This is a genomic window from Mycobacterium scrofulaceum, from assembly GCF_001667885.1.
In the GTDB taxonomy this organism is placed as follows: Bacteria; Actinomycetota; Actinomycetes; order Mycobacteriales; family Mycobacteriaceae; genus Mycobacterium; species Mycobacterium scrofulaceum_C.
On the sequence record NZ_LZJW01000075.1, the window covers coordinates 141,914 to 163,942 of the forward strand.

The following is a 22,029-nucleotide window of genomic DNA, read 5'->3' on the forward strand; positions in this document are numbered from 1 at the left end:
AGTTAACCGGCGGCCCGAAGCGGTGTAACGTCATCGCTCAAGAGCGCCGCAACCGACGGCGAAAAGGTGCCACAGGCACTCTCGGATTACCCGGTTCGAGGAGCAGCCGATGCGTCCAGCGAAAACACTCAGCACTGCAACGCTGGTGGCTCTCACCGCCTTCGGCGGTCTGAGCACTGCATCCACGGCCAAGGCTATAACCAAGGAAGACGTGGCGATCAATGGGACTTACCGCGCCACGTCCATCGGCGACTGGGCCCAGAGAAATGACCAGTACTTCGGCGAACCGACCGTCTACCAAGTATGGACCATCAACTCGACGTGCGAAACCACCCAGGAGTGCCATGGCACGGTCACGAGCGACCAGGGTTGGAGCGCGCCCCTGTATATGAACGATGGTCAGATGTGGAAGGTGAAACGCGAAGTGCCGAACTGGGAACGGTGTGAAGATGGCACCGCGTTCCCCGGGATGCAGGCCTTCTTTTTCTACCCGGTGAACGACAATGGTGGATTCCAAATCGGGTCGCGCGTCTTCTCGGGCAAGGACAAGACCGTCGGCCCAAGCGGCGCCTGCGGGCAGAACAATTGGCTTGATATCACGATGCCGTTGCGCCTGGATCAGCTCTCCTGACCGGGCGGTCGTAGCCGCAGGCCAGCCCTGCTGACCGCTTCATGTCGGGGCGAATTCAGGTGGGGAGCATGTCCTTCCACGTCCTGGGCGCTTTCGGAGCAACGAGGTCCGACTGCTGATACAGCTTCCCATCCGGGCCGACATAACGACCGGTGCGCGGATCGTACTTTGCCACCACGACCGAGGGCGCGGGTTTAGATGCCTTGGCTCCGAACGAGCTTGGCGCAGCCTGGGGTCCTCCGCCGCCAGCTGTGTCTGCCGGTGCCGGATCGGAAGGAACGGGCGGGGCCGGCGGCGGTGCTGGCGCAGCGGGCGGTGCGGGAAGCTCTCCGGGCGCAGGGACGTCGAGTGGCGCGAAGGGCGGAAGGTCCGCCGACATTCTCGACATGGGCGCTAGCGCAGGGGGTCCGGACGAAGGCATGGGCGGTACAGCAGCTCCCACCGTGCCCGGTGGGGGATTTTCGCCCCGGGGCCCCGCGGGTGAGCCGCGTGGCACCGCCCCGGGCGGCAGCGGCGTGCCCTCGACTGGGCCGAAAATCCTGTCGTTGGTGGTGATCCGGTCATCGGGCGGGACGCCCTGGGCTAGTAGATTCGGATCCAGCGGATAGGGACCGAGGGCGTGCTGGCGCATCGCCAGCGGCATGAACGGCTTGTCGCTGTTACAGATTTCGACGGTCGGCGCCCGCTTACCCGGGTGACCCATGCAGGGGTAGTTGCGGGCGCCGCGAACCGCGATCGGTGAATCCTGCGGGAGTTTGCAATACAACCCGTCCGGTGTGTCGATGTCGGTGAGGTCGTCCGGGGATCGCCATGTGTTGGGCGGCATGAAGCCGACCGTGCAGATGGGTGGATCCTCGACCGTGGCTGCGAAGTCACCGTAAGCCCTACCGTCGGGGTGGTTCTCACCCGCAGCGGCCTGCTCGATTGCGACGCCCGACGGAAGCAATACGAGCAGCTGCTCGATCGAGGGATGGTAGGTGACGCCGATCTGGCCGATGGTGGTGAGGTTGGCAAGCAACACCGGCAGCGTCGGTTTGATTTGTTCGAGGAGCCGGGATGCTTCGTTCGCAGTCTCCGGACCCGTTTGCAGGATGGTGCGGAAGTGAGAATCGTTGGTCACCAGCGTATCCGAAATGCCCGCGAAGCTACGCGCCCACGTTCTTATCGAATCGAGGGTGCGCGCCTGGGTGTCCAGCAGCGGCCCGGTGTCTTCGGTGAGGGCCCGGGTGCGATCGACCACGCCGTTGGCGTCGCGGGACAACGTCTGTGAGGAGTCGAGCAGTGACCCCAGGTCGTAACCGGAACCGTTGAAGCCCTGGAACGACTCGTCGAGTAATTGGCCGAGTTTGGTCTTCGGGATGCTCTGGACCAACGCATTGACCTGCTCGAGCATTGGGGCGACCGGTTGCGGAATTGTCGTGTCGCGCACGGCAATAACCGAGCCGTCGTGCAGGTAGGGCGGCGAGTCGGTTCTGGGCCGAAGGTCCACGTACTGTTCACCCACCGCGGAGACACTGAGCACCTCGGCGGTCAAGTCCGCCGGGACCTTGGGTGAAGTGCTAAGCGACAGCGTCGCTTTGGCGCCGGTCGGCGTCAATCCCACGGCGGTGACCTTGCCGAGCTGAACTCCACGATAGGTCACGTTGGAGAACCGATACAGGCCGCCGGTGGCCGGCAGCTCCAGCGTCACCGTCATCCGACCGATGCCCAGTAGCGTCGGCGCTTGGATGTAGAACAGGACCATCGCGATCACGCCAATGGTCCCGGCGATCGCGAAGATCGCCAGCTGGATCCGAACGAAGCGCGTCAGCATCTAACCACCGGCTCCCGTTCCAGGCGCCTCTGCGGGCGCCGGCGTCTGACCAGGACCCGCGTCGGGCGGCGGGGCCGCAGCCGGCGGAGGTCCGGGTAGCGGTCCATAGTTCCCCAGCCCCGGTCCGGGTACCGCACCCGGCGGTGGCGGGGGCAGCGGTAATGCATTGGGATCGATCCACGGCGGCCGTAGCGGGTTATGCAGCGGATCGAGTGTGTAATTCAGGCGATACGGGTCCCCGGGCACCGGCGGCTCGGGCATATCCAGCTGTCCCCAGTGGGTGCCCAGGAACAAGCCCCTCTTAAGCCGGGGAATCGTCAGGTCGAAATCGAAATGCAGGTTGAAGAAGTCGCCTCGTACCGCTCGGTCGACGAAGTTCTGCGTGAACGGGAACACGAACGACCCCGCGATGGCCGCGCCGAACTCCGGCCCGACGTCGGCGAGCGCCTTGATGGTCGGCTCCAGGTTTTTGAGGTTCGTGACCAGATCGGCCTGCGCATCGTTGATCAGCCTGTTGGCGGTGTTGCTGAACACGCGGAGGTGGTCCAGGGCGGCCGTCAGACGAGGCCGCTCCCTGGTCAACACCTCGAGCGCCGGCGGTATTTTACGCAGCGCATCGGTAAGAACGTCGCGTTGGTCGGCGAACGTTGCCGACAGCCGATTCAGCGCCTGGATGGAGGCGACGATGTCGTCGCGCTGGTCGTCCAAAGTCCCGACGAACGTGTCCAGGCGGGTAATCAAATCACGCACGGCGCCCTCGTGCCCGGACAGGGCGGCCGAGAAGTTGTGGATGACCTCCCCGATCTGTCCTAGTCCACCGCCGTTGACGACCGCGCCCAGCGACGACAGCGTCTGCTCGGTCGACGGGTAGGCCGATGACCGACTCAGCGGGATGGTGGCGCCCGGCAGCAGCCGTCCGCTTCCCTGCTGACCCGGCGGAGTATTGAGCTCCACATGCATCGAGCCCAGCAGGCTCGTCTGACCGACGGTGGCCACCACATTGGCTGGGACCACCACATCGCGCTTGACCGAGATCTCGACGTCCGCGTGCCAGCCTTGCACCTTCATCGCACCGACACTGCCGACGACGACGTCATCGATCATCACCGGCGAATTCGACTCCATCGTACCGACATTCGGAAGTTCGACGTGGTAGATGTTGGCTCCGGGCCCGCGTCCGACCGCGCCGGGCAGCGGTAACGAATTCAGGCCGTGGAATGCGCATCCCGTGGCCGTCACCACCACGCAACATCCGGTGGCGAATACCCGCTTGGCCGCAACCCGCGCGCTCATTGTTGTGGCCCTCCGTCTGGCAGCAGCATGCCCGACACGCTGGGCGCCGGCGGTGGTAGCACCGGGGTCGACGGTGGCGGCGGCAGCGGCATCGCCGCGCCCGGTATCCGCTCCGGCGGCACCGCCCCCGGGGGACCGACCGGATCGCCCGGCAGCCCGGTGTAGGCCGACACCGCGGGCGGGATCTCGGGCGGTCCGGGTTTCGGACCCTCGCCGCCGGGCGCCAGGCGCTGTTCGGTGTAGAGAACCTTGGACGGGTCAATCGACTTGTGTAGGAACGGGTTGATGGGAATGGGCGAGTTATTCCAGCTGGTCTGCCGCAGTCCGGGTCCGAGGAACAGCGAGCACAGCTTGCCGGATTCGACCGCCGTGATGTTCTCGATGGCGCCGATTTGCGTGCAGCCCGGTACGGACAGCAGAACCTGACCGCCCCATGTCGGATTCGCCGCATTCATTAGCCCGAATCCCCCGATGATCGTTCCGGTGTCGGCGTTGTAGTCGTTGAAGAAGTTGCCGAACGCGTTCGGCGCCGCGTGCAGGATGTTTTCCAGGGCCATGTGGTGATCGACCAGGTTCTGCGTGACATCGGCCAGCCTGGCGATTTGCTCGCTGGTCTGGTTGCGAGTCCCGGCGATGAATCGCTGCACCTCGCCGACCGCCGTCGAGAGATCGGTCAAAGCCGCGTCCAGTTCGGATTTGCTGTCATTGACCACACTGGTGAGCGTGGCCAGGCGGTCATTGAACTGCACGAGCTGGACGTTGCTGTCGCGCAGCGCGCCGACAAAGGTCTGCAGGTTTTTGATGATGTCGACGATGTTGCCGCTGCCGTTGGCGAGGATCCGGCCCACGCCCGACAATTGACCGAGCGTCTGGCGCAGCTTGTCGCCGTTGCCGTCGAGCGCATTGGCGGCGCTGTCGATGAATCGGCCCACCGACGTGCCCGATACTCCGCTCTTGGGCCCCAAATCCGTTGCCAGCCGCATCAACTGGGTTTTGACCTCGTCCCACTCAACCGGCACCGCGGTCCGTTCAATCGGGATGACCGCCCCGTCGCGCATCACCGGCCCACTGTCGCGATAAGCCGGCGTGAGCTGGACGTAGCGGGCAGCCACCAGATTCGGGGCCACGATAACGGCCTTCGCGTCGGCCGGGATGGGCACGCCGCGGTCGACCGTGAGGACCATCTTGGCCTGGGTGCCTTGCGGCGCAATGGACTTGATGCTGCCGACTTTGACGCCCGAGACCCGTACCTCGTCATGGGGATAGATCGCGGTGGCGGTGGTGAAGTAGGCGGTGATCGTTCGTGGGCCGAAAAACGTATTACGGACGAGCACGGCGGCGGCGGCAATTGTCAGCCCGACCAAGACAACCGCCGTGACGGCCGCCAGCCGCTTGCGCGGAATCCGGGAGGTCATTGTGATCCCCCGATCCGTCCGCCCAACGTGCAGCCAGGGCACTGCGGAATGGAGTTGTACGGCCAGGGGGTCAGCGCCCGAGGCACCGGTGACGGGAAGCCCGGACCCTTTGAAGTATCGAAGGTGCGGAATCCCCAGAGGTAGTCGAAGAACTCCTGGAAAAGTTGCGGGACAAGGAAGTTCGGGACGAACGCCTGGTAGGCGTACATACCGGAGATGGCCTCACCGACCGTGATCTGGAATTTGGCGAGGCCCGGCAGCGCCTTGCCGATGTTGTCGCGGTTCTTTTCCAAGACCGCGAGGACCCTGTTCAGCCTCTCCAGCGTTGGCGCCAAGGTGCTTTCGTTGTCGTGCACCAAGCCCGTCAGCTGCTTGGCCACGACCGAGGTGTTGGCCAGCAGGTCCACGATCTCTTGCCGGCGTGCGACCAGCACTTGGAGCAGGGAATCGGAGTTGAGGATGAGCTTGTTGACCTGCATGCTGCGTTCGGAAAGTATCCCTGTGACATCACTGGCACTCTTGAATAACTCGCCCAGGTTCTTGTTGCGGCTGTTGAGGGTTCGCGATAGCCGGGTGAGCGCGTCGAAGGCCGGCCCCATTTGGGGTGCGATCTGGTCGAGCGTTGCCGCCAGCGTGTCCAACGACTGATTCAGCGCGGCGGTGTTGGTGCCGGCCGTATCCGACGTGAAGTCGCTGACCGCTTCCGTCAGCGAGTACGGAGAAGAGGTGCGCGAGACGGGGATAAGAGCCATCGGGTGCATCGTGCCGGTGCCGGCGGACTCCACCGTCAGCATGCGCTCGCCCAGTAGCGTGCCCGTGCGGATGTGGGCGGACGTTTCCGAGCCGAGCAGGACGTCGCCCTTCATCGCGAACGTCACGAGAGCGTCGCCGTGCCGCAGCTTCACATCCGACACCGTGCCGACCTTCATCCCCGACACGATTACCGGATTGCCCTTCGCAAGGCCGCCGGCTTCGGTGAACAGCGCCTGGTACCTGACCATCGTCGCCCATTGGATGAATCGGTCCGGTGACAGGCCGACCAGGATGACCATCACCGCCAGGATGACGCCGATGAAGCCAGGCTTCACGAGCTGAGCTCCGCGATACTTGAGCATCAGGGTTCCGTGCACCTTCCTGCATCTGACCGATAGATGTTGGCGCGCACTGTCTTACCCGAAAGATCTGTGCCGCGGATCCCGAACTGGCAGAGGTAGTACGGGATGGTGGCGCCGTTCACGCCGAGCCGGACCAGCTTGCGGTAGTTCTTCGGCGCCTTCTGAAGTGCGCCGTCGAGGCGGTCCTTGTCGTTATCGAGAATCGGCGCCAGCCGATTCAGCTGAGCTACTGTGCCAGACAGCGGCGGGCGGGCCTCGGCAAGCAGATCCGCCAATGACGCGGTTCCCTTGTCCAAGGCGTCGATGGCGGAGCCGATCGTGTCGCGGTCATTCGACAGGCCGCTGACAAGCTGCTCGAGTCGATCGATCGTGCCCGAGAACTGTTTGCCGTCTTTGGAAACCGTGCCGATCACGATGTTGAGGTTGTCGATCAGTTGCTGGACGGTTTGATCGTTGTCGGCTAGGGCGTTTGAGAACGACGTCGTCTTGGCGAACAGCGAGTCGAGGGTCCCGCCCTGCCCCTGGAAAACCTGTAACAATCCCGCGGTCAACGCGTTGACGTCACGCGCATTCAGGCCTTGGGTAACGGGTTTGAGTCCACCGAGTAGCAGATCGAGGTCGAGTGCCGGCGCCGTCCGGTTGACGGGGATCTGCCCGCCGGCCGGCAGCCGCTTGGTCGAGCCCGGGCCATCGACGAGTTCGAGGTAGCGGTCGCCCACCAGGTTCAGGTAGCGGACCGCCGCCCGGGAGCCCTCCGTCAAGACGATGTTGCGGTCGACGTCGAACTTCACCACGACTTTCTTGTCCGGCTGCAGAGAGACGCCGTTGACGGTGCCGACCCGGATCCCGGCGACCCGCACCGACTGCCCCGGCTTGAGACGCGAAACATCGGTGAACACCGCCGAATACCCGTTCGTCGCACCCGTCCGGTACTGGCCGAAGATGAAGAACAGGAAGGCGGTGAGCGTCGCCATCACGATCGCGAAGATCGTGAATTTGACCAGCGTGGCGCGCGTTCTCATCCCGGTTGTCCGATCTGGGCGGAGTTGCGCGGCGGTCCGGCGATCGGTCCGTACAGCAGCTCTTTGAGCAGATCGGAGTTGATCAGCAGCTGCGGATTTCCGTACCCCACCGGGTCCGCGCCGATGTCGGCGATCAATTGCGGTGGCGCGGTATTGAACGGCAGCGACGGCAGACCCACGCAGCGCGGACCGCCCGTCGCCGCAACCTTGGGCAGGTTCGTCGGATACCGATAACGTTCGGCACCCCAGACAAGACTCGCCGAGATGTTGATACTGGGTTCCGACAGTGGCGCCGCGTGCGATAGGCGTACGAGTCCGCCGAAAGCGCAGGTAAGCGCGGGGTTGTACTCATTGGTCAGATCGGTGGTTGGCACCAGCAGATGCATGACGTTCGTCAGCGGTTGGCGGTTCGCCGACAGGACGTCGTTGCCGATGTCGGCCAAGCCGATCGTGCTGATCAGCAACGCATCCAGGTTGTGCTGCTCATCGACAATCGTCTTGCTGATTCGGGTCGCGTTAGCCGCGGTCTTCACCAGGTCGGGTGCCGCGTCGGCATAGGCGTTGGCTACCGCCGGTAAGACCGAGAAGTCATGACGGAACGCGGGCAGGCTCGGCTCCAGCTTGGCCAGGAACGAATCCAGGTCACTAAGGGACTGCCCAAGCTGCGGGCCCCGCCCGCTGAACGCTTGGGCGAGGGCGCCCAGCGACTCGTTGAGCTTCGGCGGGTCGATGTGGCTGAGCACCGAAACCAGTTGCTGGAACACGGTATTGATTTCGACCATGACGTGCTGGCCTTGCAGCGTCTGGCCCCCGTGCAGACGCTGGGCCGCGGGCTGGGCGGGCTCCACCAGCTGGACGGACTTCGCGCCGAACACCGTCGACGACGCGATGTCGACGAGCACGTTGCTGGGGATGAAGCGCAATTGCGACGGGTCCATCGCCAGATGAATGGCGGCCTCGCCGTTGGGCAGCGGCTCGATCGAGGAGACCTTGCCCACCTGCACGCCGCGCATCTTGACCTTGGCGTCGGGATTCATGACAAGGCCGGCTCGTTGCGAGATCACCGTCACCGGCACGGTTTCGGTGAAGGAGCCCTGAAACAGACCGACCGCCACGGCGAAAATCAAGCCAATGATGAGAACCGTGGCCAACCCGATCAGGGGCGGCAGGTAATGCCTTCCGGCCGGCGGACGCGCATGGCCGGTGCGCACAGGTCGGCCGGCGACCGCGCCGCGACCCGCTGGCACACTCTGCGTCATTGCCGTACCACCTCCTTTGCTAACCGGACAGGTTGAAGTTGCCGTTCGTACCGTAAATAGACAGCGAAACCAACAGCGTTACCGACACCACGACGATGAGCGAGGTGCGCACCGCGTTGCCGGTGGCGTTGCCCACGCCGGCAGGGCCACCCGAAGCGAAATAGCCGTAATAGGTGTGGATGAGCAGGATGGTGAGCGCCATCAAGATGGCCTGCAGGAACGACCACAACAGGTCGATCGGGTTCAGGAACGTGTTGAAGTAGTGCTGGTATAAACCCTGCGACTGTCCGAGCAAGAACGTCGTGGTGAACTGGCTGGCCACGAACGACAAGATCACGGCAATCGCGTACAACGGCGTGATCGCCAGCATGCCCGCCAGAATCCTGGTGCTCACCAAGTAGGCAACCGGCCGAATTGCCATGCTCTCCAACGCATCGACTTCCTCGTTGATCCGCATGGCACCCAGCTGGGCGGTCACCCCGGCGCCGAAGGTGGCCGCCAGGCCGATCCCGGCCACCACCGGTGCCGCGATGCGCACGTTGATGAACGCGGACAAGAAACCCGTCAGCGCCTCGATGCCGATATTGCCCAGCGAGGTGTAGCCCTGAATCGCCAGCGTGCCGCCGGCCGCCAGCGTCAGGAACCCGACGATCACGACCGTTCCGCCGATCATCGCCAAAGTGCCCGCGCCCATGCTGATCTCGGCGACCAATCGAACGACTTCGCGTGTGTAGCGGGTAGCCGCGAAGGGCACTCCGGCGAGCGCCCTGCCGTAGAACAGGGTGTGGTCGCCGATCCGCCCCATCAAGGCGACCGGCCTCTCGAGTTGGCGGGTCAGTCGCGGATATGTTGCCCTCAGCGCCATTGACAGCCCCTATTTCGCCGTCATCTTGATGCCGATCGCGGTGACCACCACGTTGACGACAAACAGGGACATGAAGGCGTAAACGACGGTTTCGTTCACCGCGTTGCCGACGGCCTTGGCACCCCCGCCGGTGATCGACAGGCCGCGATAGCAGGCGACCAAGCCGGCGATGAGGCCGAAAAGCGCTGCCTTGACACACGAGATGATCACCTCGGGCACGCCGGTGAGCAAGGTGATACCCGCGGCGAACGCGCCGGGATTGACGTCTTGGACGAACACCGAAAACACGTAGCCGCCCAGTACGCCGATGATGACCACGAGGCTGTTGAGCAAGAACGCGACCAGTCCGGAAGCCAACATGCGCGGTGTGACCAGCCGTTGCACCGGGTTGATGCCCAGCACCTCCATCGCGTCGATCTCTTCACGAATTGTTCGCGCGCCCAGGTCCGCACACATCGCCGTGGCGCCCGCGCCCGCCACGATCAAAACCGTGACCAGCGGCCCGAGCTGGGTGACCGCGCCGAACGCGGCACCCGCGCCGGACAGATCCGCCGCCCCCAGTTCGCGCAGAAGGATGTTGAGCGTGAAGCTGACGAGGACCGTGAACGGAATCGCGACCAACAGGGTGGGAGCCAGCGACACCCGCGCGACAAACCAGGACTGCTCCAAGAACTCCCGCCACTGGAACGGCCGGCGGAAGGCGAACTTCACCGCGTCGGCGGACATGGCGAACAGAGCCCCGACGGCCTGCATAGCCCCCGACATGTCGAACTTCAGTTTCAGCTGCGGCAGTCCCGCTGACCAGTGGTCGGCGCCCTTAGTCGCCATCGGCGCCAGCCCCTTTCCACGCTACGAGACTGACAGTCTTGTTGCCGCGCAGCGGCTGCGGTAGATTCGGCTGAACCGGCGAAGCCGAATGGTCGCGTCTGATGACGAAACGCCCAGCGGACGGCCGACATTCGGTCGGCGTGGCAGCGCTTCGAATCCTCACGCCGGTGCCTCCGTTCAATCGCGTGAGTTGGCGCCGCAAGGCAAAGTGCTCCGCGCCTTGAAGCGTTCGGCGATTATGACTCATGCCGAGTCCAGGGGGAGCAAAAAACGCTTAACCGTTATGGAACAGTCCGTAACCTCAGGCACGGGGCTCCGAAAGCGGTTCCCGGCAACCACTACAGCGGGCCGTAATACCAACATAGACAAGCAGCTCCAGTCTTAAGTGACGGCACCGGCCGTCTTGAGCTCGATGATGCGATCCCAATCGAGGCCGAGTTCCAGCAGTATTTCGTCGGTCTGCTCAGCGAATCCGGGTGCCGGACCGGTCTGCGGCGCCGCGACATCGAACTGAACCGGGTTGGCCACCAGTTCCAGCTCGCCCGCGCGGACCATGTATTCATTGGCCCGGATCTGCGCGTCCTCGGCCGCCTGCAGCGTGTCTTGCACCGGCGCCCACGGTCCCGCCAGCGTGGCGAACCGTTCGCTCCACTCGGCCAGCGTGCGAGCCGCGATGGCCTTGGTCAAGAGCTCGACCGCCTCCGCGGTGTTGGCGGCGATCTCCTCGACGGTCGCGAAGCGCGGATCGTCGGCCAGTTCCGGCAGATCGACGTGCCGACACACGTCGGCCCAGAACTTGGTGGGCTGCATCATCACGAAGGAGATGTACCGGCCGTCCGAGGTCGTGTACAGGCCCACCAACGGATTGTTGGGTGCGCCATGCACTCCCGGTGGCGGGGCCTCGAGTCGCTGCCCGAGATGGTTCGTGAGCGCGACCGTGTGCCCCATCGACCACAGGCCGCTGCCGAGCAGCGACACATCGACGACCGACGGTTCTCCCGTGCGTTCGCGCTTGAGCAATGCCGCCGCGATGCCCCCGGCGAGGTTGGTGCCGGAGATGGTGTCGCCGTAGGCCGGTCCGGGCGGCGCGATCATCCCCGGCATCCCCGCCGGGGTGATGGTCGCGGCGGTTCCGGCCCGGCACCAGAACGCGGTCATGTCGTAGCCGCCCTTCTGCGACTCGGCGCCACGCGGCCCGAGCGCGCTGCCGCGGGCGTAGACGATGTTCGGGTTGACCGTACGAATGTCGTCGACGTCGATGCCGAACTTCTTCCGGTGAGCGGGAAGGAAGCTGGTGAGGAACACGTCCGAGCGGCGGGCCAGCTCGTAGAGCACTTCCTTGCCCTCGGGCACCGACATGTCCAGTCCGATGCTGCGCTTGCCGCGGTTCGCGTGTTCGATGTTGGGGTTCGGATCCCCTTCGACGCGCAACATTCCGGTCTGCCGCAGGCCGCGTTGCGGATCGCCGGTCACCGCGTGCTCGACCTTGACGACGTCGGCGCCCCACTCGGCCAGCACGGCGCCCGCCGACGGGACGAACCCGTACATGGCGACTTCCAGGACGCGGATGCCCTCGAGCGGCCTCACGCCGGGGCCCCCAGCGCCGGCACCGCGTAGGTCTTGCGCTCCAAGAATTCCTCGAGGCCGGCCACCCCCATCTCGCGGCCCACCCCCGATTGCTTGAAGCCCCCGAACGGGCTGTCGGCTCCGAAGTAGTTGCCGCCGTTGATCGAGAACGAGCCGGTGCGGATCCGGCGCGCCACCGCCAGCGCCCGGTCCTGATCGCGGCTGAAGACGGCTCCCGCAAGGCCGTAAATCGAGTTGTTCGCGATGCGGACCGCGTCGTCGTCATCGTCGAAGGCGATGACCACGAGCACCGGCCCGAAGATCTCGTCCTGCGCGATCTCGCTGTCGGGATCGACGTTGGTGAGGAGCGTGGGTGCATAGAAGTAGCCCGGATCCAACCGCTTGCCGCCGGTAACCAGGGTCGCCCCGGCGGCGACGGCCCGCTGGACCATCCCGTCGACCTTGTCCCGCTGGCGCTCGTTGATCAGCGGCCCCATATAGGTCTTGGGATCGGCCGGGTCGCCGTGGCGGACCTTCGCGAAGTTCTGCGCGATCAGTTCGACGATCTCGTCGTGGTGCGACCGGGGCACCAACAGCCGCGAGGTCAACGCGCAGCCCTGGCCCGCGTGGGTCACCATGCTGAACGCCGCGAACATGGCCGCCCCGGCGAAGTCGGCATCGTCGAGCACGATCGCCGCCGACTTGCCCCCCAGCTCCAGGAAGACGCGCTTGACCGTCTCGCTCGCGGCGGCCATGATTTTGCGCCCCACCGCCGTCGAACCGGTGAAGGTGACGACGTCGACGTCGGGACTGGTGGTCAGGGCCTCACCCGCCTCGGGACCCGAGGAGCTGAGGACGTTCACCACGCCGTCGGGGATGTCGGTGTGGCTGGCGATCAACTCGCCGAGGGCCAGCGTGATCAACGGGGTGTCCGGTGCGCCCTTGAGGACCACGGTGCACCCCGCCGCCAGCGCCGGGGCCAGCTTGGCCAGCGCCAGCTGGTTCGGGTAGTTGTAGGCGATGATCGCCGCTACCACCCCCGCGGCTTCCTTTTCCACCCAACGGCGATGCCGCATGCCCCGCGATTCTTTCTCGCCGAGGTCCTCGGAGAACTGATAGCGCCGAAGCAGATCGGCGTAGAAGCGCACGATGCCGATCGGCTCATCGAGCTGGGCGCCCTGCGTCAGCGCTCGGGTCGCGCCGACCTCGGCGATGGTCAGCTCACGCAATTCTTCGGCGTGGTCGATCAGCGCCCGGTGCAGCTGGTCGAGGCAGCGGACCCGCAAGTCGACGTCGGTGGACCACCCGGTGGTATCGAACGCGCGTCGGGCGGCCGCGATCGCCGCTTCGGCCTCCGCCGCACCGGCGTCCGGGGCATGCCCGATGACGGCGCCGGTGGCGGGATTGCTGGACGGGAAGGTTCTGTCGGCGGTGACCAGCCGGCCACCGATCAGGAGTCGACGGGATACGTGTGACTCAGGCGCGGCATCCGCGATGGTCGCGGCGGGTGCTGCCGTGTCCTGGGCAGGCATTCCGACCCCCTCATGTGGTGACGGTCACGATAATTTCATTCTCTTCCCCGGCGAATCTTACATTCGCATCTCGATAATTCAAGAAACTCTCAGGAATGCCACTGGGCCGCTGACCAGCGACACAAGCGCCACCGGGCTGCCGGGCCACCCAGTTCGACGCAGGCCAAACAGTATTTCCCGGGCTCATTGCAACCCACTCCGCCGGGAGAGTAGGGTTCTCATAATTGCAAGCGACGTTCTTTGTGGCTGAGACGGTCACCGATGGATTAGGGGCCTCAACGTGAAGACTGCGGTGGTCACCGGCGGCGGATCCGGCATCGGGCTCGCCGTCGCGCAACGCCTGCGCGCCGACGGTCTGGACGTCGCCACCATCGACCTCCGGCCGTCCGACGGCGACCACTCGTTCACCGCCGACGTCACCGACCGAGCTCAGGTGGACGCGGCCTTCGGGGCGATCCGCGCCATGCTGGGGCCGGTCACCGTTCTCGTCAACGCCGCCGGCCTGGACGGGTTCAAGCGATTCAACAACATCACGTTCGAAGACTGGCAGCGCGTGATCGACGTCAACCTCAACGGCGTCTTCCACACCATCCAGGCGGTGCTGCCCGACATGATCGAGGCGAAGTGGGGACGCATCGTCAACATCTCCTCGTCGAGCACCCATTCCGGCGCCCCCTATATGAGTCATTACGTGGCGGCCAAGTCCGCGGTCAACGGGCTCACCAAATCCTTGGCGCTCGAGTACGGGCCCAGCGGCATCACGGTCAACGCCGTGCCACCGGGCTTCATCGACACCCCGATGCTGCGCGCCGCCGAGAAGAACGGATATCTGGGCAGCATCGACGAGACCATCGCCCGAACGCCGGTGCGCCGCATGGGCAAGCCCGAAGACATCGCCGCGGCGTGCGCCTTCCTGGTGTCCGAGGAGGCCGGCTACATCACCGGCCAGATCTTGGGCGTCAACGGCGGTCGCAACACCTGAGCCGTCGCGCCCCTCGAGGATTGTCGGCAAATCAATTCGCAAGGAGACACCGTGAAGGTCTGGGTCGATCCGGAACGCTGCCAGGGTCACACTCTGTGCTCGATGATCGCACCGGATTCGTTCGAACTCAGCGACATCGACGGTAGTTCGTCGGCCATCGACGAAGTGGTCCCGGCCGATCGGGAGGACCAGGTTCGCGAAGCGGCGCAATCGTGCCCGGAGCAGGCCATCATCATCACCGAATGACGCGTAAAGGGAGACGAACCGTTGAGTGTCGACGACGTGGTCAGCGATAGCGACCGCAAGAAGAAGCGGTATCAGTTCGAGCGGCATTCCGCGGAATACCGGTCGAACTTCAAGGCCATCACCGAAGAGATGCACGCGAAGTGCCCGATGGCCTGGAGCGACACCTACGGCGGCCACTGGGTGGCGGCCGGCAGCCATGAGGTGTTCGAACTCGCTCGCTGCCCCGCGGTGTCCAACGATCACGATGTCAACAACCAACGGCGCGGCTACAAAGGCATCTCCATTCCGACTGCCAGCCGGATCAACGGGGTGCGCGGCGGCATCCTGGAGATGGACGACCCCGAGCACCGCATCTACCGCAACGTGCTCAACCCCTATCTGTCGCCGGCAGCCGTCAAGCGTTGGAAGCCGTTCATCGACGACGTGACTCGTGCCTGCCTCGACGAGAAGATCGAGGGCGGCGAGATCGACTTCGTCGACGACCTGGCCAACGTCGTGCCGGCGGTGCTGACACTGGCCATGCTCGGCATCCCCCTGAAGAACTGGCAGATGTACAGCGAGCCGACCCATGCGGCCGTGTACACGCCCGAGCATTCCCCGGACATCCAGCGTGTGACGGAGATGCACCGGCAGATGGGGCTCGACCTGGTCAACAACATGATCGAGATTCGCGAGAACCCGCGGCCCGGCATCGTCAATGCGCTGCTCGAGATGCGCATCGACGGCGAACCCGCCCCGGATCTCGAGATCCTCGGCAACCTCGGGCTGGTGATCGGCGGCGGCTTCGACACCACGACGGCGCTGACCGCCCATTCGCTGGAATGGCTCTCGGAGCACCCCGACCAACGCGAGCTGCTTAGCGAGCAACGCGACACCCTGCTCGACCCCGCGACCGAGGAATTCCTGCGGTACTTCACGCCGGCGCCCGGCGACGGCCGAACCTTCTCCGACAACGTCGAGCTCGACGGCACTCAGTTCAAAGAGGGTGAGCGGTTGTGGATCTCGTGGGCCATGGCGAACCGTGACCCAGCGGTGTTCAAGGACCCCGACGAGATCATCCTGGACCGGAAAGGCAACCGCCACTTCAGTTTCGGTCTCGGCGTCCACCGATGCATCGGATCCAACGTCGCGCGCACGGTGTTCAAATCGATGCTGACGGCGGTTCTCGATCGAATGCCCGACTACCGGTGTGACCCCGACGGCACCATTCACTACGAGACCATCGGCGTCATCCAGGGCATGCGCAAACTGCCGGCCACCTTCACCCCCGGCCGCAGAGTGGGGGCCGGCCTGGACGAGACGCTGGAGAAGCTACAGCGGATCTGCGACGAGCAGGAACTCGCCCGACCGATCACGGAGCGCAAGGAAGCCGCGGTAATCGATTAGTTGGGCTCGCTACGTCACCCCGGCGACGGCCGAACGCGGACTGCTCCAATTCTTTCGAGTAGCCCTGTTCAGGGTGGCCGCGCCTTATATTGGCCCGAGCGCGTATGCAGAGATGGGAGAGCATCGGTGAAGACTTTCGCAGTGAGCCTTGCGCTCGCCATGGTCGCGCTGACTGTCACGCCCAGCGCCCACGCCGACATGCTGTATGCCAACTACCGGGTGGACACGAACCGGGATCCCGGCCACAGCTGGATCTGGTCGATCAATCCGTGCGCCCATCCAGCGCCGGGATGCCTGTCTGTTTACGCAACTCCGCAGCCCAACGGGCAAGCGGCGCCCTGGCGGGCAGACGCACACCTATCCGATGGCCGATACATCTTGACCGTTGATGATCCCTTTGGTGTGCGCTGCGTGGTCCAGTTCTTTCCCTCGCATGACGTCTACTCGTGGGATGCGGTGACGCTGGCGGGTCAGGTCGACTCGACGTTCGACACCGGCTGCGGCGGCGGACCGGGGGGCACCAACAGTTGGCCGTTCTCCCTCGTGCGATGGTAGCCGCGTGAGAGGTATAGGAGTCGGTCGGTCATGAGGGCTGCGGGCAGTAAGCACGATGGCTGAGGCAAAGAAAACGCAGGACGATTCGGCCACTTCGAAAGCCGACGTGAAGGCGTTACTCGAGGAAGCCGAGGCCGAGGCAGCCGAAGCCGAAGCGCTGGCGGCCGCGGCGCGCGCCCGCGCCCGTGCCGCCCGGCTCCGGCGCGAAGCGCTGGCCCAGGCTGAGGCCGAGCCGGAGGCGCAGACCGCGGAAGAGACGCCTGACGCCATCGAGGACACCACCGACGCCGACGAGCCGGAGACCAAGGACGACGCCACCGACACGGCCGCGATAACCGACGACGACGAGACAACGGCCGAAGAAGTCCCCGGCGAAACCGCCGAAGACACCCAATCTGGATCCAAACCGACTCGCAGGCGACGCCTGCACGTGCCTTCCTGGTCCCTGGTGTGGAAGGCGGCCGTCATTGTCCTTATCTGCGCCTTCACCGCGGCCAGCGGATACATGATGTGGAACCGCCACGAAACCGTCGAGCGCAACCAGCGCGCCGCGAACTTCATCGCGGGAGCCCGCCAGGGTGTCGTCAACCTGACCTCCATGGACTTCAATAAGGCCAAGGAGGACGTCCAGCGGGTGATCGACAGCTCGACCGGCCAGTTCCGGGACGACTTCCAGGCGCGTGCAAAAGATTTCACGACCGTCGTCGAGCAGTCCAAAGTGGTCACCCAGGGAACCGTGAATGCGGCGGCCGTGCAATCCATAAACGGGGATTTCGCGTTGGTTCTCGTCGCGGCGACATCGCACATCACCAACGCCGCGGGCGCAAAAGATGAACCACGCAATTGGCGACTCAAGGTAACCGTCAAGGACGAAGCCGGGCAATACAAGATGTCCAACGTGGAGTTCATCCCATGAGCGAGGACAAGCAGAGCACCGACACCGCCGACGACTCTGCCGAACAGACCGACCGCGATAAAAGCAACGGGCCTCGCGCGCGGCGGAGAGTGAAAGCCGTTCCCGTCATCCTGATTTCACTGCTGTTGATCTCCGGTGGTGTGGCGACCTGGCTGTACTTCAAGCAATTCCGGCCCGACAAACAAACCGACACCCGCGTCGCGAGCGCCGTCGTGAGCGCGGCGTCCGACGGTACAGTCGCCTTGCTCTCCTACTCGCCCGACACCCTCGACAAGGACTTCGCCGCCGCGAAGTCGCACCTGTCCGGGGATTTCCTGTCGTACTACAACCAGTTCACCGACCAGATCGTTGCTCCGGCAGCCAAACAGAAGTCGCTGAAGACCAGCGCCCGGGTGATCGGGGCCGCGGTTTCGGAATTACATCCGAACTCGGCGGTCGTGCTCGTGCTGGTCGACCAGAGCACCACCAGCAAGGACAACCCGGATCCCGCGATGGCGTCCAGCAGCGTGCTGGTGAGTTTGACGCGAGTCAACGGCCAGTGGCTGATCACCAAATTCGACCCGGTCTAAACCGTCGAATATTGCTGCGGTAGGACGGAACTCGTCGCGCCAGGGGCTAGCCCCGCGGGAGGCCGAGCACCCGCTGGGCGATGATGTTGCGCTGAATTTCCGAGGTTCCCCCGGCGATCGTCCCGGAGAAGCTGCGGGCGTAACGCTCGAACCAACTGGCGAAATAGTGGTCCAGGTTCATGTGCGCGTACGGCCCGGTCAGCCCGGGGTGGACGAGCCCATCGGATCCCGCCGACGTCAGCGCCAGCTCCATGCCGCGCAGCTCGGCCTCGGACCCGAGCAGCTTGAGCACGGAGATCGCGGCCACGTCGTCTTCGCCGCGCGCGGCACGCGCCAGCGTCGCCGAACCCAACAACCGCAACGCCTGCTTGTCCATGATCGTGCTGGCGTATTGGTCGCGCTCGACGTCGGTGCTGGGGCGAAAGTCGTCGATCATGTTCTCGAGTCGATCCGCGAAACCCAGCCACATCATGGTCCGCTCGTGGCCCAGCGACCCGTTGGCCACCCGCCAGCCCTGGTCGAGCTCACCGACCAAGTTTTCCGCCGGGACCCGCACGTCGGTGAAGAACACCTCGTTGAAGTCCAGGTCGTCGGCAGCACAGATCGACGGGAACGGCCGCCGCACCAGGCCCGGGGTGTCGGTGGGGATGATCAGCGCGCTGATCCCCTTGTGCTTCGGCGCATCCGGGTTGGTGCGCACGAAGGTCAACAGGACGTCGGCGTCGTGGGCGCCCGAGGTCCACACCTTCTGCCCGTTGACCACGAAGTTATCCCCATCGAGCACCGCGCGGGTGCGCAACGACGCCAGGTCGGAACCCGCGCTGGGTTCGCTCATCCCCAGCGACGCGGTGATCTCGGCCCGCAGGATGGGCACCGCCCAGCGCCGCTTCTGTTCGTCGCTGCCGAACGACAACAACGACGCCGCAACGATGTTCACGCCCTGCGGGTTGAAGCTGTGGTAGATCCGGCGGCGGCTGAGTTCCTCCAGGTAGACGAACTGCTGGATGACCGTCGCGTTGCGTCCACCGAATTCCGGCGGCTGACTGGGCAACAGCCACCCGTTGTCGAACAGCAACCGCTGCCACCGGCGCGCCCACTGCGGCATGTGCGAAACCGACCGCGGCCGCTCGAGCGTTTCGCTTGCGGGAGGCAGCTTGTCGTCGAGGAAGGCGGAGAACTCGGCGCGGAACTCCTCGACGTCGGAATCAAAAGTCAGCTGCACGGTATTCCTCCGCGATCCGCGCCCGGTGCTCGGCGGCGCCGCCCAGCATCAGCTCACCGGCCTTGGCCCGTTTCAGCGCGAACTGCAGATCGTTCTCCCACGTGAATCCCATTGCGCCGTGAAGCTGCAGGCCGTGCCGGAACACCAGCGACTGGCACTCCCCCGCCGACGCCTTGGCCATCGCCGCCGCCAGCCGGCGGCGGGGATCGTCGGCCGCGATCGTCAGCGCCGCGAAGTACGCCAGCGCCCGGGCGCGTTCCACCGCGACGTGCATATCGGCGGCCTTGTGCTGGACGGCCTGGAACGACCCGATCGGCACCCCGAATTGCCGGCGGCCGCCGACATGTTCGAGCACCAGGTCGAGGATGCGCTGGCAGGCGCCGACCATGGTGATCGCCATGCCCGTCAGGGCGATGTGATGCGCGCGCTCGGAGTCGACGGTGAGCCGGGCGGTGTCGGGCACGCGGACCTCGTTGAACGACAAGTCGGCGACGTGCAGGACGGGATCGAAGACCGCGGCGCGCCGCGCCGACACCTGATTGGCCCAGATGATGAAGACCCCGGCGTCGGTGACCACCGCCAGGCGGTCGACGCGGTCGCCGTCGAGGACATGGCGGGCCGTACCGTCCAACACCCAGCCCTCGGGGTCGCGGTGCGCCACCACCCCGGTGTGCACGGCAGTGCCCGACTCGTGGGGGTCGAACTGTTCGGCCGCCAGCGGTGCGTACTGGCTCATCGTGGCCAGGAACGGGGTGGGGTCGGTCGCCCGCCCCATTTCTTCGAGCACGATGGCCAGCTCGACGGCGCTCTCAGGATCGCTCAGCTCGGTCCAGCCCTGGTCCACGTATGACTTCCATAGCGGGGTGGGGTCGACGCCGTCCTCGGCCACGCTGCGCACCAGCGAGGGCGGGCATTGCTTGGCGACGGCGTCGCGAACGGTCTTCTGCCACAGCCGCTGATCGGCATCGAACTCCAACAGCATGAAGGCCGCCTCCTGTCACCACCGTCTCGCGAGAATATCATTCTCGCACGCGGAAGTAATAATCTCGGAAACGGGTTATGGCCTGACCGCAGCGACGAGGGCGAGCGGGTACGCCGGCCCCGGTCGCGGGCGGGCTGCTCCCAGCGGTGACATCACGTCCCGGATCTCGCTGCTTGCTCCGGTCATCGCCTCTTCCCGTTGATTGCGTGCGGCACAACAGATTCCGGCGACAGCGCAGCCACGGGGAAGCTCGGCGAGACGAAAGTGATCCCCGACTGTGGACCGTGCGAAAGGGCGGCGATGCAAGACTGCGCTCAGGCGATGCTCCCACCACGAAGGAGAAGACCATTGGATCGCGAAACCTACCAACGCGGGCTGCACGTCCGCTCCGAGGTGCTCGGCGAGGAATACGTCACCCGCGCGCTGGCCGACGCGGACGACTTCACCAAGCCGCTGCAGGATCTCGTCACCGAATACTGCTGGGGAGCGGTGTGGGGGCGCGAGGAGCTGCCGCGCAAGACCCGCAGCATGCTCAACCTGGCGATGATCTCGGTGCTGAATCGACCGAACGAATTGCGCACCCACGTCAAGGCGGCGCTGACCAACGGCGTCACCCGCGACGAGATTCGCGAGATCTTCCTGCAGGTCGCGATCTACGGGGGCGTGCCGGCCGCGGTGGACAGCTTCCGCATCGCGCGCGAGGCATTCGCCGATCTCGAGCGGGAGTAGGGCTTCGTCATGGAGGTCGGATTCATCGGACTGGGAAACATGGGTTTTCCCATGGCGCTCCGCCTGATTCAACACGGCCACGACGTCGTCGCCTTCGACACGCGCGGCGCGGCGCTCGGCCGCATCGTCGCCTCGGGTGCGCGCGCCGCGGCGTCGCCGAAAGAGGTCGCCGACCGCGCCGAGACCGTGATGGCCAGCCTCCCGACGCCGATCGCCTCGCTCGAGGTGGCAACGGGCTTGACCGAGGGGGCGCGCATCAAGCGCTATGTCGACTTGTCCACGGTGGGCGCCCGCACGGCGACGCAGATCCATCGGCGACTCGCCGAACGGGGCATCACCGCACTCGACAGCCCGGTCAGCGGCGGCGTCAACGGGGCCGAGCGGGGCGCGCTCGCGGTCATGGTGTCCGGCCCACACCGTGAATTCGAGGCCGTCCGGCCCGCGCTCGAGGCGATCGGCCGGCCTTTCTACGTCGGAGCCAAACCCGGCTCGGCACAGACGATGAAGCTCGCCAACAACATTCTGGCGGCCAACGTCTTGGCCGCGACCGCGGAGGTCGTCGTGATGGGCGTCAAGGCCGGCCTCGACCCCGCCGTGATGATCGAGGTGCTCAACGCCGGCTCCGGCGCGACGAGCGCCAGCCGGGACAAATTCCCCCGCGCGATCCTCCCGCGGACGTTCGATTACGGGTTCGCCACGGGCCTGATGGTCAAAGACGTTCGGCTGTACCTCGACGAGGCGCAAGAACTTGGCGTGCCGACGGAGGTCGCCGCCACGATCGGCCGGCTGTGGGAGACCGCCGCGGAGGACCAGGGACCCGATTCGGACTTCACGACGGTGATCAAACCGCTGGAGAAGGCGGCCGGGGTGACCGTCGGCCCGTCCTTCGCCTAGCCGCGAGATTCCTCGTCGGCTAGGGGCGGATGGCCCTTATCCGCCGGACGGAGAATGGTATTATCCGCATTTAAGAACCTTACTTGCACGAAGCGCCCGAAACCGCCCTTTACCTGCGACGATGATTAAACGAAACGCTTACCGGAAACCCATTGATCGGCCATCGAGAGAAATGTTAGATTGTCTATCATATGACCCGCCTGGGCTCA

21 protein-coding genes are annotated in these 22,029 nt (G+C 65.2%); 9 read left to right on the plus strand and 12 right to left on the minus strand.

Going from position 1 to position 22,029, the window contains the following annotated elements; all coding sequences use genetic code 11:
* Window positions 1-109: 109 nt before the first annotated feature.
* Window positions 110-631, plus strand: coding sequence for a hypothetical protein (locus A5681_RS11120; protein WP_067273672.1), 522 nt, complete (start codon window positions 110-112; stop codon window positions 629-631).
* Window positions 632-686: 55 nt separating this feature from the next.
* Here the strand turns inward: A5681_RS11120 and A5681_RS11125 are convergent, their stop codons facing one another.
* The 10 genes from A5681_RS11125 to A5681_RS11170 all read right to left on the minus strand — a co-directional run bounded on the left by A5681_RS11125 (window position 687) and on the right by A5681_RS11170 (window position 13,339).
* Window positions 687-2,444 (minus strand): MCE family protein, encoded by a 1,758-nt coding sequence (locus A5681_RS11125; protein WP_067273677.1) that lies wholly within the window; start codon window positions 2,442-2,444, stop codon window positions 687-689.
* Entirely contained in the window at window positions 2,445-3,737 is a 1,293-nt protein-coding gene (locus A5681_RS11130; RefSeq protein ID WP_067273681.1) for an MCE family protein, read from the minus strand.
* A complete protein-coding gene (locus A5681_RS11135) occupies window positions 3,734-5,152 on the minus strand; it encodes an MCE family protein (protein WP_067273683.1) in 1,419 nt (472 codons plus the stop codon). Before A5681_RS11135 ends, A5681_RS11130 begins: the two co-directional genes overlap by 4 nt.
* Window positions 5,149-6,267 (minus strand): MCE family protein, encoded by a 1,119-nt coding sequence (locus A5681_RS11140; protein WP_067274103.1) that lies wholly within the window; start codon window positions 6,265-6,267, stop codon window positions 5,149-5,151. The genes A5681_RS11135 and A5681_RS11140 overlap by 4 nt, the downstream gene beginning before the upstream one ends.
* Window positions 6,267-7,289, minus strand: a complete 1,023-nt coding sequence (locus tag A5681_RS11145; RefSeq protein WP_067273686.1) for an MCE family protein — start codon at window positions 7,287-7,289, stop codon at window positions 6,267-6,269. The genes A5681_RS11140 and A5681_RS11145 overlap by 1 nt, the downstream gene beginning before the upstream one ends.
* Window positions 7,286-8,548 (minus strand): MCE family protein, encoded by a 1,263-nt coding sequence (locus tag A5681_RS11150; protein WP_067273690.1) that lies wholly within the window; start codon window positions 8,546-8,548, stop codon window positions 7,286-7,288. Before A5681_RS11150 ends, A5681_RS11145 begins: the two co-directional genes overlap by 4 nt.
* A 19-nt stretch (window positions 8,549-8,567) precedes the next feature.
* Window positions 8,568-9,413 (minus strand): MlaE family ABC transporter permease, encoded by an 846-nt coding sequence (locus tag A5681_RS11155; protein ID WP_067273694.1) that lies wholly within the window; start codon window positions 9,411-9,413, stop codon window positions 8,568-8,570.
* 9 nt (window positions 9,414-9,422) lie between these two features.
* Window positions 9,423-10,241, minus strand: a complete 819-nt coding sequence (locus A5681_RS11160; protein ID WP_067273697.1) for an MlaE family ABC transporter permease — start codon at window positions 10,239-10,241, stop codon at window positions 9,423-9,425.
* A gap of 381 nt (window positions 10,242-10,622) precedes the next feature.
* Window positions 10,623-11,828: a CaiB/BaiF CoA transferase family protein gene (locus A5681_RS11165; RefSeq protein WP_067273699.1), complete on the minus strand. Its 1,206-nt coding sequence runs from the start codon at window positions 11,826-11,828 to the stop codon at window positions 10,623-10,625.
* A complete protein-coding gene (locus A5681_RS11170) occupies window positions 11,825-13,339 on the minus strand; it encodes an aldehyde dehydrogenase family protein (protein WP_067273703.1) in 1,515 nt (504 codons plus the stop codon). Before A5681_RS11170 ends, A5681_RS11165 begins: the two co-directional genes overlap by 4 nt.
* Before the next feature lie 280 nt (window positions 13,340-13,619).
* On the opposite strand from A5681_RS11170, the gene A5681_RS11175 reads away from it, so the two are divergent.
* The 6 genes from A5681_RS11175 to A5681_RS11200 all read left to right on the plus strand — a co-directional run bounded on the left by A5681_RS11175 (window position 13,620) and on the right by A5681_RS11200 (window position 17,993).
* Complete coding sequence (locus tag A5681_RS11175) at window positions 13,620-14,321, plus strand: SDR family NAD(P)-dependent oxidoreductase (protein ID WP_067273704.1); 702 nt, start codon at window positions 13,620-13,622, stop codon at window positions 14,319-14,321.
* A 51-nt stretch (window positions 14,322-14,372) separates the two neighbouring features.
* Window positions 14,373-14,567 (plus strand): ferredoxin, encoded by a 195-nt coding sequence (locus A5681_RS11180; protein WP_067273711.1) that lies wholly within the window; start codon window positions 14,373-14,375, stop codon window positions 14,565-14,567.
* A gap of 21 nt (window positions 14,568-14,588) precedes the next feature.
* On the plus strand, window positions 14,589-15,953 hold the full coding sequence (locus tag A5681_RS11185) for a cytochrome P450 (RefSeq protein ID WP_067273714.1): 1,365 nt from the start codon (window positions 14,589-14,591) through the stop codon (window positions 15,951-15,953).
* A gap of 159 nt (window positions 15,954-16,112) precedes the next feature.
* Entirely contained in the window at window positions 16,113-16,508 is a 396-nt protein-coding gene (locus A5681_RS11190) for a hypothetical protein (protein WP_067273717.1), read from the plus strand.
* A 55-nt stretch (window positions 16,509-16,563) separates the two neighbouring features.
* Window positions 16,564-17,424 (plus strand): hypothetical protein, encoded by an 861-nt coding sequence (locus A5681_RS11195; protein ID WP_067273720.1) that lies wholly within the window; start codon window positions 16,564-16,566, stop codon window positions 17,422-17,424.
* Window positions 17,421-17,993 carry a hypothetical protein gene (locus A5681_RS11200; protein ID WP_067273723.1) on the plus strand — a complete coding sequence of 191 codons (573 nt, stop codon included), beginning with the start codon at window positions 17,421-17,423 and terminating at the stop codon, window positions 17,991-17,993. Before A5681_RS11195 ends, A5681_RS11200 begins: the two co-directional genes overlap by 4 nt.
* Before the next feature lie 46 nt (window positions 17,994-18,039).
* Here the strand turns inward: A5681_RS11200 and A5681_RS11205 are convergent, their stop codons facing one another.
* Both A5681_RS11205 and A5681_RS11210 read right to left on the minus strand, forming a co-directional pair.
* Window positions 18,040-19,215, minus strand: a complete 1,176-nt coding sequence (locus A5681_RS11205; protein ID WP_067273726.1) for an acyl-CoA dehydrogenase family protein — start codon at window positions 19,213-19,215, stop codon at window positions 18,040-18,042.
* The gene (locus A5681_RS11210) at window positions 19,199-20,197 is read right to left on the minus strand and encodes an acyl-CoA dehydrogenase family protein (RefSeq protein WP_067273730.1); all 999 of its coding nucleotides are present in this window, start codon (window positions 20,195-20,197) and stop codon (window positions 19,199-19,201) included. The genes A5681_RS11205 and A5681_RS11210 overlap by 17 nt, the downstream gene beginning before the upstream one ends.
* 348 nt (window positions 20,198-20,545) lie before the next feature.
* Between A5681_RS11210 and A5681_RS11215 the strand changes: the two genes are divergently transcribed.
* Together A5681_RS11215 and A5681_RS11220 are read left to right on the plus strand one after the other, a co-directional pair.
* Window positions 20,546-20,926 carry a carboxymuconolactone decarboxylase family protein gene (locus tag A5681_RS11215; protein WP_067273733.1) on the plus strand — a complete coding sequence of 127 codons (381 nt, stop codon included), beginning with the start codon at window positions 20,546-20,548 and terminating at the stop codon, window positions 20,924-20,926.
* Between the two features lie 9 nt (window positions 20,927-20,935).
* A complete protein-coding gene (locus A5681_RS11220; RefSeq protein ID WP_067273737.1) occupies window positions 20,936-21,820 on the plus strand; it encodes an NAD(P)-dependent oxidoreductase in 885 nt (294 codons plus the stop codon).
* The last annotated feature ends 209 nt before the right edge of the window (window positions 21,821-22,029 follow it).